General features: G+C 70.2%; 16 protein-coding genes. All 16 read right to left on the bottom strand.

The window, feature by feature from the left end:
• Positions 1-560 precede the first annotated feature (560 nt).
• The 16 genes from ACFZDK_RS33600 to ACFZDK_RS33525 all read right to left on the bottom strand — a co-directional run bounded on the left by ACFZDK_RS33600 (position 561) and on the right by ACFZDK_RS33525 (position 16,051).
• On the bottom strand, positions 561-1,541 hold the full coding sequence (locus ACFZDK_RS33600; protein ID WP_390977679.1) for an ImpB/MucB/SamB family protein: 981 nt from the start codon (positions 1,539-1,541) through the stop codon (positions 561-563).
• Positions 1,538-4,990 (bottom strand): DNA polymerase III subunit alpha, encoded by a 3,453-nt coding sequence (locus ACFZDK_RS33595; RefSeq protein WP_390977678.1) that lies wholly within the window; start codon positions 4,988-4,990, stop codon positions 1,538-1,540. Before ACFZDK_RS33595 ends, ACFZDK_RS33600 begins: the two co-directional genes overlap by 4 nt.
• A gap of 226 nt (positions 4,991-5,216) precedes the next feature.
• Entirely contained in the window at positions 5,217-5,384 is a 168-nt protein-coding gene (locus ACFZDK_RS33590; protein WP_390977677.1) for a hypothetical protein, read from the bottom strand.
• A gap of 20 nt (positions 5,385-5,404) precedes the next feature.
• A complete protein-coding gene (locus ACFZDK_RS33585) occupies positions 5,405-6,532 on the bottom strand; it encodes a hypothetical protein (protein ID WP_390977676.1) in 1,128 nt (375 codons plus the stop codon).
• Complete coding sequence (locus ACFZDK_RS33580) at positions 6,532-7,536, bottom strand: hypothetical protein (RefSeq protein ID WP_390977675.1); 1,005 nt, start codon at positions 7,534-7,536, stop codon at positions 6,532-6,534. Before ACFZDK_RS33580 ends, ACFZDK_RS33585 begins: the two co-directional genes overlap by 1 nt.
• Before the next feature lie 49 nt (positions 7,537-7,585).
• Entirely contained in the window at positions 7,586-8,662 is a 1,077-nt protein-coding gene (locus tag ACFZDK_RS33575) for a hypothetical protein (RefSeq protein WP_390977674.1), read from the bottom strand.
• A gap of 65 nt (positions 8,663-8,727) precedes the next feature.
• Complete coding sequence (locus tag ACFZDK_RS33570; protein WP_390977673.1) at positions 8,728-9,588, bottom strand: phage distal tail protein; 861 nt, start codon at positions 9,586-9,588, stop codon at positions 8,728-8,730.
• Positions 9,585-10,850 carry a hypothetical protein gene (locus ACFZDK_RS33565; RefSeq protein ID WP_390977672.1) on the bottom strand — a complete coding sequence of 422 codons (1,266 nt, stop codon included), beginning with the start codon at positions 10,848-10,850 and terminating at the stop codon, positions 9,585-9,587. Before ACFZDK_RS33565 ends, ACFZDK_RS33570 begins: the two co-directional genes overlap by 4 nt.
• A 48-nt stretch (positions 10,851-10,898) precedes the next feature.
• A complete protein-coding gene (locus ACFZDK_RS33560) occupies positions 10,899-11,615 on the bottom strand; it encodes a hypothetical protein (RefSeq protein WP_390977671.1) in 717 nt (238 codons plus the stop codon).
• 21 nt (positions 11,616-11,636) lie between these two features.
• The gene (locus tag ACFZDK_RS33555) at positions 11,637-11,861 is read right to left on the bottom strand and encodes a hypothetical protein (protein ID WP_390977670.1); all 225 of its coding nucleotides are present in this window, start codon (positions 11,859-11,861) and stop codon (positions 11,637-11,639) included.
• Between the two features lie 176 nt (positions 11,862-12,037).
• Positions 12,038-12,328 carry a hypothetical protein gene (locus ACFZDK_RS33550; RefSeq protein ID WP_355723796.1) on the bottom strand — a complete coding sequence of 97 codons (291 nt, stop codon included), beginning with the start codon at positions 12,326-12,328 and terminating at the stop codon, positions 12,038-12,040.
• Positions 12,329-12,373: 45 nt separating this feature from the next.
• Positions 12,374-12,946 carry a phage tail protein gene (locus tag ACFZDK_RS33545; RefSeq protein ID WP_365695303.1) on the bottom strand — a complete coding sequence of 191 codons (573 nt, stop codon included), beginning with the start codon at positions 12,944-12,946 and terminating at the stop codon, positions 12,374-12,376.
• Between the two features lie 72 nt (positions 12,947-13,018).
• Complete coding sequence (locus tag ACFZDK_RS33540) at positions 13,019-13,426, bottom strand: hypothetical protein (protein ID WP_390977669.1); 408 nt, start codon at positions 13,424-13,426, stop codon at positions 13,019-13,021.
• Positions 13,423-13,599, bottom strand: a complete 177-nt coding sequence (locus tag ACFZDK_RS33535; RefSeq protein ID WP_390977668.1) for a hypothetical protein — start codon at positions 13,597-13,599, stop codon at positions 13,423-13,425. Before ACFZDK_RS33535 ends, ACFZDK_RS33540 begins: the two co-directional genes overlap by 4 nt.
• A gap of 291 nt (positions 13,600-13,890) precedes the next feature.
• Positions 13,891-14,970 (bottom strand): alpha-lytic protease prodomain-containing protein, encoded by a 1,080-nt coding sequence (locus tag ACFZDK_RS33530; RefSeq protein WP_390977667.1) that lies wholly within the window; start codon positions 14,968-14,970, stop codon positions 13,891-13,893.
• Positions 14,971-15,202: 232 nt separating this feature from the next.
• Positions 15,203-16,051 carry an SPFH domain-containing protein gene (locus ACFZDK_RS33525; protein WP_390978074.1) on the bottom strand — a complete coding sequence of 283 codons (849 nt, stop codon included), beginning with the start codon at positions 16,049-16,051 and terminating at the stop codon, positions 15,203-15,205.
• Positions 16,052-16,173 lie beyond the last annotated feature (122 nt).

Genomic DNA, 16,173 nt, shown 5'->3' with positions numbered 1-16,173 from the left:
CAGTCGCCCGACTACTCGCCACGCCGCCCCCATCCGCAAGGCGAATCAGCACGCGACCTCACACCACCCTGACCAGCGGCAATACGCTCGACAACCTAAAAGGGTGCGGATTCGACCCGGATTCGACCCGAGGGGCCCAAACTCCAAAACGAACAGTAGTTGACCTGCAGTGATGCTGATTCTCGCCGCTGTACCGAGCATCCATCGACAGAGGAGTCTCGCAATTGGAACTAAGTGGATATTTTCGGGCGATTAGCGCCACGTAGTGAGTAGTCGCACCCGCATGCGCCGCCTCTGGCTCCCCCCGAGCTCGAACCGAACAGCAGCATCACCCGGCCCTCCGCTCTGGCGACTAAGGGCTGATAGAATAGGGCTCTGACCAGCCTCTTTACAGAAGCCCTTCCGCCTGACAAAAGCCGTCTTGCCGAGCCGTTGCAGGCCTCACGACCCTGTTTCCAACCACGGCACGCGGGGTGACGGAACCCCGCCGACAGAGACGGGAACTGCCATGCCGCACATCACCGCTTTTGCTGGAAACCAGTGGTTCTTGGCATGAACGATCAATTCGCGAGAGCCGCTGGACGTACGGCTTTCAGACCGAAGCGGCGGCGGGCCCGGTCGGCGGCAGCCTCGGCCGCACGGGCCCGGTCGTCGCCCGGCTCCAGGGAGAGCTGACGGTAAGCGCTGCCGGCCGACAGCAGATCGTTGGCGCGGAGCGCGTAGGAGCGGACTCGTGCTCGTTGCAGTCCGAGGGCGGCCAGCAACCCGAGGGCGGTTGCCGCGATGGCGGGTGAATGGTCGGTGGGTTCCGGCAGCGTGCGCGTGCGTGTGGTCGAGCTGTGGTCGGCATAGCGCACCGTCAGGGCGAGCCGCCCGGCGACCTGGCTCTCGCCGCGCAGGCGTTGACCGATCCGGTCGGCGAGTCCCAGGACCGCTCGGTGATGTCCGCCCGGGTCGAGGCAATCCCGGTCCAGCACGAGGTCCGCGTCCATGTGCTCCGCCGGTTCGGACGGAGTGACCGGGCGGGGATCGTGGCCGCGGGCGCGTTCGGCCAGCAACCGGGCGGGCCCTGCGCCGAGCAGGCGCTGCAGGGTCCCCGCGGGCAGATCTGCGATCTGGCCGATGGTGTGCAGCCCGTACCTGCTGAGCGTCTCCGCTGTGGCACGGCCGATTCCCGGCAGCGCGATGACCGGTCGCGGGTACAACCAGTCGGCCGCTTGCCCGATGGGAACCCAGGTGGTGTCTCCGGGGGCGGACGCGTCGGCGGCCATGGCCGCGAGCATGCGGTTGCCTGCCAGCCCGGCGCTGCTGTCGATGTCGTAGAGGGCCTTCAGCCTGATCTTCGCCAACTGGACGACGTCATAGGGGGACAGGTCGAAGTACCGGAGTGCGGAAGTCAGATCCAGTTGAAGGGCGTTGGGCGGAACGGCCTGGACGTGAGGCGTGATACCGCACATCAGTTCGATCAAGTCGTCGTACTGATCCTCGGTCGGCGAGGCGTGCAGATGGAGGTGGGCGATATGCCGCTGCCGTGGGGTCATCCCGCGCTCCCCTGGCTGCGGTGGCCGAACTTCTTCAGGTCGGCCGAGCGGGTGCCGGCGGGCTGGAGGTCGGCGTACGGATGCAACCGGGCCCCTGTCGTGCCGTTGGCCAGGGTCCGCTGGGGCTGGGCGGGGGTCGGGTGCGGGCGGGTCTCGCCGAGGAGGGCGAGGGCGGCCTCGGGGCCGTTGTCGCGGCGGGCGGCGGCGATCTCGTCCAGGTCCCAGGCCATGCTGCCCACGACGGTACGGCGGCTACCGCGCACCTGGACCGTGCCGCGCACCAGCAGCAGCCCACTGTGGAAGACGGTGTGCGCACAGGCCGGATGCGAATCCTCGAAGAACGCCAGATCGACCAGCCCGGACCCGTCCTCCAACGTGACGAAGATGATCCGCTTACCGCTCGCGATCGGCGGAGTCTGGGTCGATGCCCGTACACCGGCGACCAGAACCTGCTGACCGGCGCGCAGCCCGGCAAGATGCGCCGCGTCGGTCGCGCCGATCTCGCGCAGCAGCCGGTGGTGGTGCTCCATCAGGTGCCGGGAGACGTCGATGCCGAGGGTGTTCAGCTCGGCGCTCAGGGCCTCGCGGCCGGTCATCTCCGGAAGACCGCTCGGCTCCACCCCTCCGACAGCGCCCGCGTCGATGGGCAGTTGCCCCTCGTGCGCGGAACGGCTGTGGGACTGCCGGTGCAACTCGGCGATCTGGAGCAGCAGATCACGCCGGGTGAGCCGACCGTCGTGCAGACAGGTCAACGCGCCGATCTCGGCGAGGCGTTCGGCGACCGGTCTGCTGGGGCGGGCCCGCTGCCAGAAGTCGGAGAGGGATCCGTACGGCTGCCCCTCCTCGATCCCGGCGCATTCGTCCTCGCTGATGCCGTGCACCGCGGACAGCGCGAGCCGTACGCCCCACCGGTCTCCGTCGGCCTTCTCCACGGTGTGCTTCACCTGCGAGTTGTTGACGTCGACGGGCAGGACGGGGACACCGCCCCGGCGGGCGTCGGCGACCAGGACCCGCTTGGGCCACATCCCGGGGTCGTGTTCGAGCAGGCCCGCCAGCAGGAACGCCGGGTAGTGCGCCTTGAGCCAGGCGCTCTGCAGCGCGGGGACGGCGAAGGCGACCGCGTGCGCGCGGCAGAAGCCGTACGCCCCGAAGGCCTCGACGGTCCTCCAGACCTCCTCCCGGACCGCCGCGCTGTAACCGCGCCCGCGGGCCCGCTCGTGGAACCAGTCCCTGATCCTGGGCAGTTGCTCCTTGTCGCCGAGCGCCCGCCGGGTGACCTCCCCGAAGGCCCGGTCGCAGCCGGTCAGCACCCGCAAGGTCTCGATGATCTGCTCGTGCCAGATGGTCACGCCGTAGGTGTCGGCCAGGACCGGCTCCAGGTCCGGGTGGGCGTAGACGGGCGTGCCGCCGTGGCGGGCTGCGATGTACCGCTCGGGCATGCCGCCGGCGACCGGGCCTGGACGGAAGAGGCTGATGTCGGCGATGACGTCCTGCACGTCGCGGGGCTGGAGCCGGGACAGGAGGTCCTGCTGGCCGGGCGACTCCAGCTGGAACAGGCCGAGGGTCTGGCTGGCCTGGATGAGCTTGAAGGCGAAGACGTCGTCGAGCGGCACCTGTTCGGGGTCGTCGAGGTCGATACGAGCGCCGGTGGTGCGCTCGATCTCGGCGACCGCGTGGGCCATCGCGGACTGCATCCGCACGCCCAGGACGTCGAGTTTGATGTTGCCCAGCGCCTCGATCTCCTCCTTCGCGGCCATGGCCATGGGGTAGTCGCCCTGCGGGGTGGGCTGCACCGGCAGCCGGTCCAGGAGGGTGGCGTCGCTGATGACCACGCCGCAGGGGTGCATGGCCATGCCGTGGACCAGGGAGTCGAGGCCTTCGGCGAGTTCCCACAGCGGGCCGTACCGGTGGGCCTCGCCCGCGAGCTGCCGTAGTTCGGGCAGTTCGGCGAGGGCACTGCCGATGTCGCAGGCGCGCAGGTGCGGGAAGCTCTTGGCGATCCGGTCGACGTCGGCGGGCGGGATGCCGAGGGCGAGGCCGGTGTCGCGCAGGGCCCGGCGGGCGCGGTAGGTCTCGGGCATCGCGGTGACCGCCACCCGCTCCTTGCCGAAGCGTTCGAAGATCGTGTCGTAGCACTCCAGGCGGCGGGCGGACTCCACGTCGATGTCGATGTCGGGCAGTGACTCCCGGCGTCTGCTCAGGAAGCGTTCGAACAGCAGGCTGTGGTCGAGCGGGTTGGCGGTGGCGATGTCCAGGGCGTGGCAGACCAGGGAGCCGGCGCCGGAGCCGCGGGCCGCGACCCGGATGCCCTTGGCCCGGATGTCGGCGACGACCTGTCCGATGGCGAGGAAGTACGAGTCGTAGTTCCAGTGGGAGATGACGGCGAGTTCCTCGTCCAGCCGGGCGAGCGCCTGCCGGTCGCGGTCGAGGCCGCGCCGGGCCAGGCCGGCTTCGGACTTCTGCCGCAGCAGCCGGGCCGCGCCGCCGGCTGCGGGCTCGGCACCGAAGAGCGCCGGTTCGGGGAGGTGCGGGGTGCCGAGGCCGAGGTCGGCCGCCGGGTCCACGGCGCACGCGGCCGCCGTGTCCACGGTGTCCGCCAGCAACCGACGGGCCCTGCGGACGTCCGTTCCGGCGCAGTTAGTGATCATGCGCGCGACGGTCTCCATGCCTCGCTCGTCCTTGAGCCAGCGCTGTCCGCTGTCCAGCCGGCGCCGGTCGATCGGCCTGAGCAGCCGGGCGGCGTCCAGGACGTCGGCGAGGCGGTGCTGGTCGGGGTCGGCGTAGCGGACGGCGTTGGAGAGGACGGCGGTGGTGCGGGTGCGGTCGGCCAGGGCGAGGGTGCGGGCGGCCAGGCGCAGGGATCCCGGACCCGTGCCAGAACGTTTCTGCGCGACGGTTTCCAATCGAACATCCCTTCCGAAGATCTCCTGCCAGGGCGCCAGCAACCTCATCGCCACGTCCTCCCGGCCCACCGACAGCGCCCGCACCGGCTCCGAGAGCGGGCCGAGCAGCACGGTCAGGCCGGGGCCGCCGTACTCGCGCAGCGCCTCCCACGGCACCACCGGAGCCGTACCGGACACGGCGCCGACATGGGCGGCCGACGTGATCCGGCACAGCCGCGCCCAGCCCTCCCGGTTCTGCGCGAGCAGCACGAACCGCAGCGGCGGCTCGATCACGTGCGCGCCGCCGCGCGCCGGGGTGCGGCGGCGCTGGACGGGCGGTGGGGGCGCCAGGGCCCGCACCGCCAGGTCGATGCCGAAGACCGGCCGGACCCCCTCCTTCGCACAGGCCTGCGCGAATCGAACAGCTCCGGTGACCGTGTCCCGGTCGGTGAGCGCGAGCGCGGACATGCCCTGCTCGGCCGCCCGCCGGACGAGCCGCTCGGGGTGGGAGGCGCCGTAGCGAACGGAGTAACCGGACGCGACGTGCAGATGGGCGAAGCCCGTCATGCCGCACCTCCATCACTCCACCCCTTTTCAGCCATACGCCCGATATGTTCATCGTACGCCCGTTCGATTACTCTAGCCTCATCAGCACCGGTCAGCGACCCCGTATTCGATCCGTATTCGAACACATCAGCGATTCACTGAGGGGGTGGCCGGCGGCCGAAACAGGACTGCCCCGCCATCTCCCGGGCGGGGCAGAGCAGTTGGAGAGCGGGTGACGGATCGGGTTCTATTCGGACTCGGGAGTGTCCGCCTCGGCGGCTTCCGGCTCTGCGGCGATCGTCTGGGCGGCGGTCGCGGCGGCCGTCGGGCGCTGTGCGGTCTCCAGGGCGTGCAGACGGCGCTTGATGTCCTTCAGCTCGGTGAGGAGGGTGTCGGGGCGGTTGATCCTGGTCATGGCGTGCTCCTGGTTCAGGTTCAGGGGGTGTTCGCGGCGGGTGTCACGGTCAGCTGGACCTGCTCCTCCCCCGCGTCGTTGCCCGGGGCGACCTCGATCCCGGTGATCCGTACGTCGAAGTGGGTGCCCTCGGGGAAGAACACGTCCTTGATGACGACGGTGGCGTCGTCGCCGACCTGGTAGGAGCCGAGTACGGGTTCCAGGTCGGCGCGCACGGTCAGTTCGGGCAGGACGACGGGGGCCGAGACGGCGGCGAGGGCCGAGCGGGCCTGGGAGCGCAGGAGGTTCACGTCGGTGAGGTTGACGTAGGAGACCTCGGTCTCGGTGAGGGGGCGTCCGGTGCTGCGGTCCTCGGCGACGGCGACGAGCTGGCCGGTCTCGCTCTGCTCGCCGAGGGCGAAGACGCGGCTCGCGGTGGAGGCGCCGTCCACCGGCCAGGTGTAACCGGTGAGGCCGACCCCGTACTCCCACACGTGCGGGGTGCCCTGCTGGCCGAGGTGGGGGGTACCGACGCGGAGTCTGCGGACGGGGCGGCCGTCGGTGCCGTACGCCACGTCGAAGAGGAAGTCGGGGCCGTCCTCCAGGCTCGCCAGTTCGCGCAGGGCCTCGCCGACGCTCTTGAGGCCGCTGCCGGGGTAGTCGAGGGTGCGGGTGATGCCGGAGGCGGCCGTGGACTCGGGGCGGACCTGGATGTCGCCGCCTTCGTGGGCCTGGGCGGTGGCGACGAGGGCGCGGGCGATGTGCGACTGGTCGAGGTCGGTGAAGGAGACGTCGACGGCGGCCAGGTCGGTGGTGCCCGGGTCGAAGCCGGCGGGCAGCACCCGGCGGTGGTCGAAGTAGGAGAGGAAACCGGCCGCCCCGATCTCCAGGTGCCGGTCGGCGGAGGTGTACTTGGCGGTCCAGATCACCCCGCCCCAGACGAGCACGCCGTCCCGCTCCACGTATACGGCGGCCCGTCCCGGCTCGGTGAGCTCGCGCGGGCGGTGCACCCCCACCCGGGGGTCGCCCAGCGGCAACCGGGCGCGGAACTCACCGGCTTCGTTCAGCTGGGTACTGAACGTGGCGTCGTACAACGGGAGTTCGTCGGTGATGGCGCCGGTCGCGAGGTCGGCGGTGTAGTAGGTGTAGCGGGTCGGACGGGGGGTCACTAGCCCACCAGCCAGGTGGTGTTGAGGTAGACCAGCTGGGTGGCCGGCAGGGCGGTCGACTGGGGGTACACCAGCAGGTTGCCGTCGGTGTTGAGCATGAGCTCGACGCCGGTCCTCGTGCCGCCCAGCACCGCGTACCAGTGGTGCCGCACCGCCGGGCGGAACCCGGCCGGGACGGTGATGATGGTGGGGGCGGTGCTGGCCGCGATGGCCACGCTGGTGATCATCGCGCCGCGCAGATGGACGACGGACCCGATCCGCCGTACCGCCGGGTTCTCGGAGTTGTACACGGTCCAGTTGGCGAGCAGCGTGAGCGGGGTCCAGCCGGTGTCGTCGTTGAGGGCCCGCCAGCCCGCCGTGCTGTCGTACCACTCCAGGTGGTTGGTGTCCCAGCGGTGGACGTACATGCCGCTGTAGGGGTACGTGGGCCGGCCGGCCTCGCCCGAGATGCGGAGGATGCCGCCGGCGGCCGTGGTCCAGGGGCGCAGGTCCTCGATGTCCGCGCTGGTGACGGATGTGACGCTCTTCGCGACCTTGATCCGGGCGAGCGGGATGGCGTCGCCGGTCACCGCGGGGTCGACGGGGGTGGCGGCGGCGGTTCCCTTGACGAGTTCGACGGTCATGGCGGTGGTGGTGTCGCCGTACTGGACGTCCCGCTGGCGGGCGACGACCAGGTCGTTGCGCGGGTTGGCCGCGTCGGCGGGGTTGGTGCCGAGCACGTCGAGGGTCTTGAGCTGGTCGAGCGTGACGAGGTAGGCGCCGGTCGCGGTGGCCCTCGTGCCCTGGATCACGCCCTGGAAGGGGTTGACGGTGACCTTGCCGGACGCGGTGGCGGTGGCCTGCACCTTGCCGGGGTCGCCGGTGGACGGCCGGATCCCGCTGCGGGCCTGCACCGGGCCCGCGCCGGGCGCGCCGAGCACCCCGGTGGCGAGCCGGGCGTCCTCGGCGTCGACGACACCGCCGGAGATCCAGCCGGAGTCGCGTTCTGGGGTGGGCGTGCTCATGAGGGCGCTCCTCGTGGGAAAGGTGGCGTGCGGGGTCGGCTGGTCGCGGTCAGGGGACGGGGAAGGCCAGCACCCGCAGCCCGGAGTAGATCGGGTTGGCGAGACCGGTCAGGGTCCCCGTGCCCGCGACCCGCTGGAACTGCTGGACGAACACCAGGGAGGTCGTGCCGGCGGGCATCAGCCGGTGGGCGGTGGTCACGCTCGTGTTGATGCCGGTGGGCCCGCCGGAGAAGGCGCTGATGCTCAGGTTGGCGCTCTCGCCGACCACTTTGATCGAGTGGTCGAACCTGGCGTCGGTGGACGAGGACGTGGCCGTCAGCTGGGCGGTGCACATCAGCATGCGCGGGTACGGGGCGGGGGTGATCGTCACCTGGTTGAACACGAAGACGGTCGTGTCGGTCGAACCGGACTTGGGCCAGCCCGTGTCGGCCGGGCCGAAGAACTGCACCGCGCCGGTGACCGCGGGCCGCCAGGCGGTGTCGACGCGGACCAGGTCGAGCCCGGTTTCGAGGTCGTACAGCCGCTGCCCCGAGTATCCGTCGGCCGGGAGCGTCTCGGCGGCCTGGAGCGGTAACACCCCGCCCGCGGCGACCGTGGAGACGCGCAGGTCCTTGATGTCGGCCGTGGTGACGGACCCCGCGTTCGCGCGGACGGTGATCTGGGCGAGCAGGATGAAGTCGCCGGTCACCGTGGGCGCGGCCGGCGTGGCCGCGGGCGCCCCGGCCACCACCCGTACCAGCATCCCGTCGCTCTCGTCGCCGTACTGCCGGTCGGTCTGCTGGGCCACGACGAGGGCGATCCGGGGGTTGGAGGTGTCGGCCGGGGCGGCGGTCAGCACGTCGAGGGTCTTCTGCTGGGCCAGCGTGATCAGGTACGCGCCCGCTGCGGTGGTGCGGGTGCCCTGGACGACCCCCTGGAAAGGCCGGACGGTCACATTGCGCGAGGGGGTGGAGGTCGCCTCGACGTTGCCGGGGCTGCCCGGACCGGGCCTGATACCGGTGCGGGCGGCGATCGGGGTGTTCGGGTTCGCGGACGCCGAGGCGAGCACGCCGGTGGCGAGCCGGGCGTCCTCGGCGTCGACGACGCTGCCGGAGAGCCATCCGGAGTCGCGCTCGAAGTCGGCCATGAGGATGCCTTCCTTGGGTGGGGGCCTTGGGGGGCCTCGGGGGGGGCCTTGGGTCGGGGTGGTGGTCAGATCCAGGCGTCCCGCCACTCGGCGGTCAGCCGGGCGGCGGAGGCGAAGTCGCGGGCGCGGAAGAGGACGGGGTTCTGCCCCGGCCGGAGCGGGAACCAGTCCGAGCCCGGTCGCAGCGCGGCCCGGCGGGAGGCCGTGCCCTGGAGCAGGACCGAGCGCGCGTCGGTGTCGACGAGCAGGAACTCGCCGTCCTGGAGGGTGAGATCGAAGGCGAGCTCCTCCCCGGTCGCGGTGTCGGTGACGACCGGCTGGACACAGGGGCCGCCGATCCGCCAGACCGGCCAGGTGGGCGCGGTGCCCGCGTTCTCCAGCAGCAGCCGCCCGCCGGAGGAGCCGCTGCCGAAGTCCAGCGGGAAGGTGAGCGGGAAGGAGACCCCGCCGCTGGAGGAAGGCAGCGGGCAGGTACGGACGTTGAGGCCGTACGAGTAACGCAGCGGATCCGGCGCGGTCATGGTCAGGGAGAACTCGAAGACCCCGGCCTTGCGGTCGACGATCTTCGTCTCGGCGCTGAGCCGCACCAGGGCCCGGCGGACCCGGTGCGGCTCGGTGACGACGAGCGGTACGAGGCCGCTCCCGTCCGCGAGTACGGCGGCCAGTTGGTCCTTCGCCGCTTCCCGTACGGCCCGGTCCGGAGCGATCGCCGTACCCTCCAGGGTGATCACGCGGGGGCCCCGGTAGGAAGGGGCGTCGAACGCGCCGTTCCGCTCGGGCCGGTCGGTCAGGGTGAGCCGGACGGGCGGGGTGGCGGCCCACCCCTGCTCGCTGGTGACCCACCACTCGACGCCGTCCTCATCGACGGTGTTCCCGGCCCACCCGTCCACCTCGAACACCGGCTGCTGGAGCTGCTGCCCGCTCATCGCTTGGCCGCCCAGGCGAGTTCGCGGGCGGTGATCCGCCCGATCTCGTACTCGGACTGACCAGGGCGGGGGTGGACGTTGACGGTGACCGGAGCTCCCGCGGCGGCACCTGTCGTACGACCGCCTCCGCGCGCGGCGATTCCGGCGAGCCCGTAGCCGGGCCCGATCGCCGCCCGCGCGGTGGCGGTGGCCAGCCTGCCGGCCGCCCCCGCGACCCGGTTCCCGGCCCCCTCCATCCCGAGGGCGAGTCCTTCCCCGATGTCCCCGCCGAATCCCATCATCACCTTGGAGGGCGAGGAGATTCCGAGAGCGCTGCGGATGGGCCCCGGAATCTTGTCGACGATGAAGTTCTTCACGGCGGAGAGAACGGCCGAGGCTTTGTCCCGAATACCGTGGATGAGCCCCTCGACGATGTCACCGCCCATCGTCCTGAGCCGCGAGACAAGCCCGGAGAGCGTGCTGACGATCCGCCCCGGCAGCTCCCGCACGAATCCGACGACCCCGTTGATACGGTCGGAGACGGCGTTCTTGGCCTGGGTGAACGCGTCGCGGACGATCTCGTAGACCTTCCGGACTCCCTGTATATAGGTGACGACCAGGTTGATCCCGAAGCGAACGACCGCGACGATCCCGTCGAAGACGGTCTTCCAGAAGTTCCACAACAGCGTGAAATACGTCCTGACGACGTTCCAGATGATGGTGACGGTCTGTCTGATCACCTCGCTGATCCGGGGCCAGTACCGTTCGATGATCGGTCTGATGTAGTTCATCGCCGCGCTGACGGCATCACTGATCGCCTTGAACGCCCGTTGCACGACGGCCTGTACGGTCTTCGACTGCATCGCCATGTCGATGAGCTTGGTGATGAGCGGCATGACGAGGGCGAGGATCGCGCCCATGACGTTGGCCTTCATGGCGGTGTTCAGGCCGCGCTGAGCGGTGGTCGCGGTACGCAGCCCCTGACTGAACCGGCTGAACAGCCCACCGCCCGAGGCCGCGTTCCGGCCCGCCCGCTGGACGTCGCCGGAGGCCCGGACGGCCGCGGTCCGCATCTGGTCGAAGCCGCCGCTCGCCTGCGCGGCCGAGGCCCGCAGCCGGGTGTTGGCCGTGCTCGTCTGCGTCGCCGCGCCCTTGAGCCGGTCGACCGAGCCGGTGGCCCCGGTCACCGCGCTCCGCATCCGCGTGACGGCCCCGCCGGTTTCGGTGGCCGCGGATCTCATCTGGTTCAGCGCCCGGGTGACCGCTACGAGGGAGGTCTGCATGGTGGGTTGGCTCCGTCGGTGTCGCCGTTGGGGTCGGTGTGGTCGATCTCAGTGCAGGGCCCGTTCGAGGGCGGTGACCCGTTGGATCAGGTCGCCGATGTCTCCATTCGCCTTGTGCGCGGCGCTCCCCAAGGCCTCGACCTTCCTCAGGCCGTCATTGACCCGGGTCTCCAGCTTCTCTGCCTTGGCCTCCAGAGATCTGCTGTGCTCGGCTGCCTTGCGCCCGACCTTGGTGCCCTCGTCCCTGAGCTTGGAGATTCGCTGGTGCAGCATTTGATCGGCCTTCAGCAGCTCCTCCCGCTCGCGCTTGAGCTTGTCCCGCAATTGGTCGGTCCAGGTCTTCAACTGCTGGTAGTCCTTGTCCTGCCTTCTGCGGATATCGGTCGCGGTTTTGGTCAGTTCCCGCTCCACCCGCTCCACCAGGTTCTTGACGCTCACGACCGCGGTTTCGAGGCGACGGAACCGGCCCTCCAGCTCCTCCTCACGCCGCCTCTCAGCCCCGCGTTCCAGGATCTTGTTGAGATCGATGGCCGTGGCTTCGTGCTTGACCAGGTTGTACTCGGTCTGCACCCCGAACACGCTGAGGGAGCCGCCGGTGGCGGTGACGGACCCGCCGGTGACCTCCCCCTTGACCCCGGTGACCGGCACGTTGTCCGCATGCGCCTTGACATCCCAGGCGATCTTTCGCACCGCGTCCGTGAAGGACTTGACCGTCGTGTAGTCATAGATCCACGACGGAATACTCGCGTGCTCCGATGGCGGCACAGGTCGCCTCCTTTCAAGCTTTCAGGCGGGCGAATTGAGGAAGGCCACGACTTCCGCGAGGGTCGCGCTCCGCGGTTCGGGCGAACCGGCCGGCTCCACCGCGCCGTCCCCCGGCCTCGGCACCGGCTCCGGATAGTCCGCCGGCTCCGTGTCCTCGTCGCGGTTGACCGTCGCGAACATCCAGTTGGCGACGGCGAGATGGTCGACGACGGCTGCCAGGAGGTGGTCGGTGACCGTCCAGTCCACCTGTTCGCCGTGGACCGCGCGGGCATAGGACGAGTCCGCCGGAAGGTGTGCGATCAGGACGCGCAGGCGGCGGGAGGAGAGCCTGCCCCGGTGCCAGTCGAGGAGGTCGACGCCGTAGTGGCGGAGCAGATCCGCCTCCAGGGCCTCGGCGTGCTCGTCGACCAGCGCGCCGAGGCTCAGCCTTCCCCCAGCGTCATCCCCGTCTCGCTGCCGTACGCCTCCAGGATCGCGGAGACGTCCTGGACACTGACGTCGTGCTTGCAGAACCGCTCGAACTGATCGGCACCGAGCAGCAGCCCCAGCAGCCCGTCGATGTCGTTGTCCTCCAGCGCGGCGATCTGCTTGGCGACGCTCCGCGGGAACTCGGTGGGCAGCCGGAACACATCGTCGTCCACCTCGAACTCCCAGTCCCTCCCGAGGGTTTCGAGACGCTGGGCACGGGCGGCGTTGACGTTGAAACGAGCCATGACGGGTGACGCTCCTTGCGATGAGCGGAGGGTGGGGAAGAGAGATCAGGCGGCGAAGTTCGCGTCCTTCATCAGGAACGTCGCCAGCGGGGCACCGTCCACCGTGGCCAGCGCCGTGAACGTGACACCCAGCTTCACCGGGGCCGTCCGGACGAGGGAGACCTCCTCCGTCTCGGTCACCTGCCCCCGCGCGATGATCAGCCGGTACGAGACGTCGGTGCCGTCGAGGAACTCCAGCCCCAGCATCCGCTCGTCGAACTTCGGCTCGGCCGCCAGCTCGTACTTGTAGAGCCCGGACCCGGTCGCCGTCTCCTTCACCTGGCCGCCGCCGAAGAAGAACGGCAGGGTGTCCTCGTTCAGCTGAAGGAGCTGGAACTTGAAGCTGAGGTCGCGGTCGGAGTAGACGAACCTCGCCGCGCTGACGCTCTGCCAGGTGTCCACGGGATCCAGCTTGTCCTTCTTGGAGATCTTGACCCCGTCGGTGGTGGTGTAGCCGAGGTCCTTCCAGCCGGTCCCCCAGGCCGCGGTGGTGTCGGCGGGCGGGGCGGTGGCGAGCGGTGCGATGAGGACCCGGCCATTGCCCGCGACCCTGATCTCCTTGGCGTTCGTTCCGGCCATCACTGCTCCTTGATGGGAGTGGGACATGACGTGCTGAGGAAGTGGTGCGGAAGTGCGTGCGGGGGCCGGCGGTCAGGCCGGGCGGACCACCAGCCGGGTGGTCGAGACGTAGCGGGCGGCGGTGGCGTGCCGGTAGTCGGGCAGCCAGCGCGGGCCGTCCTCCTCGACGACGTCCACGACGGTCGCCGGGCCGTACACCGCGCCCCGCAGCTGGAGCAGCAGGGAACGGGCGATGAGGGAGACGGTATGGGCGGCGGGTTTGGAGGGGCCGTACACCTCCAGGTCGACCAAGGGGTTGTCGAGGCGGGGATCCTCCGCCCAGGCCCCGCCGACCCGGGAGACCAGGACGGCACGCTGCGAGCCGTCGAAGCCGGAGGGCGGCTCGACGTCGACGAGGACCCCGGCCAGCTCGCTCCGGTCCTTGAGCAGGTCGACGACCAGCCGCTCCACGTCCGGGAAGGTGATGTACGGCTCGCTCATCGCCGTAACTCCGACTCGGCGCCGGCGTCCGCTTCGCCCTCGGGATCCGGCTCCGCCTCCGGCGCGGGCCTGGCGATCACTCCCAGGGCTCCCCGCGCGGTGGGGTCGTCCACCTCGACGACGTCCCCGGGCTCGTGCCCGTTCCACCAATAGGTCAGCTGGATCTTCTGCACAGCACTCCCCCGATGTTCGGCTGTACGAACTCCGTCACGGAGACCGGCGAGAAGGGGCTGACACAAGGTCAACTTTCTTGATTTTCACGCGAGTTGGTATCTCCGGAGCCCCAAATGTAATCAGCGTCCCAAGAGCAGCGTGAGCCACACGACATCTCGAAAAGGTAACGATCGCGCAGGACATGTGTACGGCGGGGATTCGGCCGCCCGCCCACCTGCGGAAACAGTGGTGCGGGTGGTGCGGCCGGGCACACGGACCCGGCCACACCACCCGCACGCACGAGAGAAACGTCAGCCGATCTGGGTCCCCGTCGCCGACAGCGCCTCCGTCACCGGCTGGAAGAACGTCTCCCCTCCGGAGGTGCAGTCGCCGCTGCCGCCGGAGGTCAGGCCGATCGCGTTGCTGCCCGAGAAGAGCGAGCCGCCGCTGTCGCCGGGCTCGGCGCAGACGTCGGTCTGGATGAGGCCGCTCACCGTGCCCTCCGAGTAGTTCACGGTGGCGTTGAGACCGGTGACCGTGCCGTCGTGGACCTGGGTGGTGGAGCCGCTGCGGGTCACCTTCATGCCCACGGTCGCCTCGGCCGCGCCCGTGATCTTCTGGCTGGAGCCGTTGTAGAGGTCGACCTCGCTCGGGTGGTCCACCTCGGACGTGTACTTGACCAGCCCGAAGTCATTGCCGGGGAAGCTGGACTGGGCGTTCTGGCCGATCACGTCGCCGGAGGAGTCCGACCAGGTGGAGATGGCCTCCGTGCAGTGCCCGGCGGTCAGGAAGTACGGCTCGCCGCCCTTGACCACGTTGAAGCCGAGCGAGCAGCGCCCGCCCGAGCCGCTGATGGCGTCGCCGCCCGCGATGAAGGGCTTGAACTCCCCCTTCGAGCGGCGCAGTTCCACCTTCCCGCCGAGTCCGTCGACGACCTTGGTGAGCTTGGCCAGCTCGGTCCCGGCGACCGTCTTGTCGGCGGTGACGACGACCTTGTTGCTGACCGGGTCGGTCGCCCAGGAGGTGCCCGGGATGGTCGCGTCCTGCTTCAGCGTGGTGCGCGCGCCGTCGAGCTCGGCGAGGGAGTTGGCGACGAGTCTCGCCTTGGCCCCGGCCGCCTCGACGGCCTGCGCGGCGGTGTCGTCGAGCACGTTGACGACGAGGTTCTTCGCCTGTGCGTCGTAGTACGTGCCGGCCGTGTCGGTACCGAGGTCGGCGGCGAGCGTCGAGGCGAGCTTTCCGGCCGCCGGGGCGGACAGGATCTGCGGTACGGCGGCTTTGGCGGGCTCGCTCGCGTTCGCACTCTGGAAGGTCACTCCGGCGGCGACGAGCGCGGCTATGCCCGCGCCCGCGAACGCCGCCCGGCGCCCGGGTATGCGTCGGTGCTTCAACTCACGTCCTCCTGTGGGGGGTCGGCCCGTAAGGTTGTGGGGACCTCTGGGGCCGGAAGGCTGGTTGACGAGCGCCAACTATTCCGAGACCCACAGGGAGCACACAAGGTCGACTTCAGGACGCGCGTGCGCGGATGTTGTGCGCCCCCCGTGCCCGAGGCGTTCACAGTCACCGCAGGATGATTCGCACTGCAAACACCACGTGCGAGTAACGGGCGGCGGACCGTGACGCCTACCCCTGGCCGGAATTCGCCCCGCCAGGCTCACCGGAGCCATCGGCCCCTGCCACCCCCGGCGTCCCCGGCGCCCCCGGCGGCAGTTGCTGCTGCGCCCGCTCCAGGAACCGCAGCAGTTCCACCGGGAAGGGCAGCACCAGGGTCGAGTTCTTCTCGGCGGCGACCGCCACCACCGTCTGCAGCAACCGGAGCTGGAGGGCGGCGGGCTGCTCCGACATCTCCTTGGCGGCTTCCGCGAGCTTCTTGGAGGCCTGCAGTTCGGCGTCGGCGTTGATGACCCGGGCCCGGCGTTCCCGGTCGGCCTCGGCCTGCCGGGCCATGGACCGCTTCATGGTCTCGGGCAGCGAGACGTCCTTGATCTCGACGCGGTCGATGGTGACGCCCCACTCCACGGCCGGGCTGTCGATCATCAGCTCCAGGCCCTGGTTGAGTTTCTCGCGGTTCGACAGGAGGTCGTCCAGCTCGCTCTTGCCGATGATGGACCTGAGCGAGGTCTGGGCCATCTGGGAGACCGCGAACCGGTAGTCCTCGACCCGGACGATCGCCTCGGCGGGCGCGGTCACCTTGAAGTAGACGACGGCGTCGACGCGTACGGTCACGTTGTCCCGGGTGATGCCCTCCTGGGCGGGCACGGGCATCGTGACGATCTGCATGTTGACCTTCTGGAGCCGGTCCACGAACGGAAGGATCATCGTGAACCCGGGCTCGCGCACGTCCGGTCGGAGCCGGCCCAGGCGGAACACCACGCCCCGCTCGTACTGTCTGACGACCCGTGCCGCGGCCAACGCGTAGACCGCTCCGACGGACACGAGAGTGGCTGCAGCCGCCACCAGCGCCTCGACCATGCCGGCCCCCAAGGGGTGACTCCTACGGTCCTTCGACGGTAACGCGGGGTCCGTACAAGGGCGAGCCCCCGCACGCGAGTTGCGTGCGGGGGCCGCTGCCGGGAGTGGATCCGTGCGGATCG

It is taken from the genome of Streptomyces sp. NPDC007901, from assembly GCF_042959465.1.
Lineage (GTDB): Bacteria > Actinomycetota > Actinomycetes > Streptomycetales > Streptomycetaceae > Streptomyces.
This window is presented reverse-complemented; position numbering and strand designations above follow the sequence as displayed.

Bases quoted from the DNA above. Each gene is read 5' to 3' on its own strand.
- ACFZDK_RS33590 (WP_390977677.1), bottom strand. From the start codon at position 5,384: ATGACCAGGATCAACCGCCCCGACACCCTCCTCACCGAGCTGAAGGAC.
- ACFZDK_RS33525 (WP_390978074.1), bottom strand. From the start codon at position 16,051: ATGGTCGAGGCGCTGGTGGCGGCTGCAGCCACTCTCGTGTCCGTCGGA.
- ACFZDK_RS33540 (WP_390977669.1), bottom strand. From the start codon at position 13,426: ATGAGCGAGCCGTACATCACCTTCCCGGACGTGGAGCGGCTGGTCGTC.
- ACFZDK_RS33595 (WP_390977678.1), bottom strand. From the start codon at position 4,990: ATGACGGGCTTCGCCCATCTGCACGTCGCGTCCGGTTACTCCGTTCGC.
- ACFZDK_RS33570 (WP_390977673.1), bottom strand. From the start codon at position 9,588: ATGAGCGGGCAGCAGCTCCAGCAGCCGGTGTTCGAGGTGGACGGGTGG.
- ACFZDK_RS33545 (WP_365695303.1), bottom strand. From the start codon at position 12,946: ATGGCCGGAACGAACGCCAAGGAGATCAGGGTCGCGGGCAATGGCCGG.
- ACFZDK_RS33580 (WP_390977675.1), bottom strand. From the start codon at position 7,536: ATGAGCACGCCCACCCCAGAACGCGACTCCGGCTGGATCTCCGGCGGT.
- ACFZDK_RS33550 (WP_355723796.1), bottom strand. From the start codon at position 12,328: ATGGCTCGTTTCAACGTCAACGCCGCCCGTGCCCAGCGTCTCGAAACC.
- ACFZDK_RS33600 (WP_390977679.1), bottom strand. From the start codon at position 1,541: ATGACCCCACGGCAGCGGCATATCGCCCACCTCCATCTGCACGCCTCG.
- ACFZDK_RS33565 (WP_390977672.1), bottom strand. From the start codon at position 10,850: ATGCAGACCTCCCTCGTAGCGGTCACCCGGGCGCTGAACCAGATGAGA.
- ACFZDK_RS33575 (WP_390977674.1), bottom strand. From the start codon at position 8,662: ATGGCCGACTTCGAGCGCGACTCCGGATGGCTCTCCGGCAGCGTCGTC.